This is a genomic window from Arthrobacter sp. CAN_A6, assembly GCF_015751715.1.
In the GTDB taxonomy this organism is placed as follows: domain Bacteria; phylum Actinomycetota; class Actinomycetes; order Actinomycetales; family Micrococcaceae; genus Arthrobacter_D.
This window is the reverse complement of sequence record NZ_JADOUV010000042.1, coordinates 1-1,552: the sequence shown is the minus strand read 5'-3', so window position 1 is coordinate 1,552 and position 1,552 is coordinate 1. Positions and strand designations below refer to the sequence as shown.

Sequence of the window (1,552 nt, the reverse complement as noted above, 5' to 3'; positions counted from 1 at the left end):
CCCTACGTGTCAGGCTGGAACGGTACCAGGGGCTCGTAGCAAGTCCGTTTGATCGCGTGGGGCGAGAATCAGGAATCCAGTAATCATGTCCAGTCCAGTTTTGAGTGCGGTACGCGAAGATAGTCCTGTGAGTAGTAGTAGTTCCGGGCCTCGGGCTGGTGGGCCGAGGCCTCGCCGGTCGTTCACGCCTCTTCAGAAGCTCGAGTTTTTGACCGAGTACGAGACTGCGTGTCAGAGCAGCGAGGGTGGTGCGTTCCTGCGCAGGGAGGGCTTGTATTCCTCACAGATGACCGAGTGGAGAAAGCTTCGTGACGCCGGTGTGTTGGCCGGGAAGCAGGCCGGGGAACCGATCGGGAAACTCTCGAAGGATCAGGCCGAGAACGCGCGTCTGCGCCGCCAGTTAGAGGTGACGCAGGGCCGGTTGGAAAAGACCGAGGCAGCCCTGGATCTGATGGGAAAACTGCAGGCGTTCTTAGAGGACGCCTCACAGGATATGCCGGACGGGCCCCGGTCCAGGAAACGCTGATGGCCACCTACCGGGGGATGCTGGAGTTGAAGATCCCCTCGCGGGAAGCTGCGGCGTTGACGGGTGTTTCGCGTGCGACCGCGAACCGTAAACCAGCCCTCCCGCGGGACTGTGCGGCGGTAGCGCCGCAGAACAAGCTCAGCGCCCGGGAACGGGCCGGGATTCTTTTGGCGCTGAACTCGCCGGAGTTCGTGGATCTGGCACCGATGCAGGTCTATACGAAGCTGCTGGATGTGGGAATCTATCTGGGGTCCCTATCGACGTTTTACCGGGTGCTGGAGGAAAACAAGCAGGTCAAGGAACGCCGTCGGCTGGCCACACACCCGCCCCGGGCAGTGCCCGAACTGGTGGCCACGGCCCCGGGACAGGTGTTCACCTGGGATATTACAAAACTCGCCGGCCCGGTCCGGGGGAAGTACTTTGACTGCTACATGATGGTCGATATCCACTCACGGTTCATCGTCGGCGCGCACGTCCACGCCACCGAATCCGGGGTGCTGGCCGTGGAAATGATGAAGGGAATCTTCGGGATCCATGGCATCCCGCAGGTCGTCCACGCGGACCGGGGAACGTCCATGACCTCCAAAACCGTCGCCGCGCTGCTCTCGGATCTGGAGGTCACCCGGTCCCACTCCAGACCCCGGGTATCCAACGACAACCCCTACAGCGAGGCGCTGTTCAAGACCCTGAAATACGGTCCGGAATTCCCCGACCGCTTCGCCTCCCTCCACGACGCCCGGGCCTTCATCAGCGGCTTCGTGGACTGGTACAACCATCACCACCAGCACTCCGGCATCGGCTTCCACACCCCCGCGAACGTCCACTACGGCCACGCCGCCAGCGTCGCCAAAGAACGCTCAGCAACACTCGCTGCGGCCCGCGAAAGACACCCCGAACGCTTCACCACGACCACCGACCCCAAAATCCTCGCGCCCCCAGGACCAGCGTGGATCAACCAACCCCAGGAAACCACCCAACAGTCAGCCGCCTAACTCCCCTTGGTACCGTTCAGCTTGAAAAATTCCG

1 protein-coding gene is annotated in these 1,552 nt (G+C 62.2%); it reads left to right on the top strand.

Translation table 11 applies throughout. The features are described from left to right. Positions 1 to 85: 85 nt before the first annotated feature. Positions 86 to 1,518, top strand: a protein-coding gene (locus IWX75_RS17470) for a DDE-type integrase/transposase/recombinase (protein WP_442859001.1) whose coding sequence is annotated in 2 segments (ribosomal slippage) — positions 86 to 461 and positions 461 to 1,518 — 1,434 coding nt in all. Because the reading frame shifts where the segments join, the coding sequence is not laid out codon by codon here. Positions 1,519 to 1,552: the final 34 nt, after the last annotated feature.